1 pseudogene is annotated in these 253 nt (G+C 44.3%); it reads right to left on the bottom strand.

The features are described 5' to 3' along the window. Positions 1 to 253, bottom strand: a pseudogene (locus SB719_RS21475) (hypothetical protein); the annotation flags it as partial.

The raw sequence follows: 253 nt of genomic DNA, 5'->3' as shown, positions 1-253 counted from the left end.
GGTAAACGCAGCGATGATCGAGCATACGCATGATACGAGTGCAACTGGCCACCACGCATTATTGTTTGCAGTTGATAGCATCTGAGCGATCAGAGGAGAGAATCCGGTAAGTATCAACCCTATCTGTAAGCCTACTGCAAATCCCGTGATGCGAAAGCGGGTGCTAAACAGCTCACTGTAAAAAATTGGATACACGCCATTAATCAACCCCCACGCTATTGAAAAACTGATAAACATCCCAAAATAAATCATA

The sequence above is a fragment of the Pantoea sp. SIMBA_079 genome (genome assembly GCF_046940275.1).
Classification (GTDB): domain Bacteria; phylum Pseudomonadota; class Gammaproteobacteria; order Enterobacterales; family Enterobacteriaceae; genus Pantoea; species Pantoea borealis.
The sequence above is the reverse complement of the archived record's forward strand: the minus strand, read 5'-3'. Positions and strand labels throughout refer to the sequence as shown.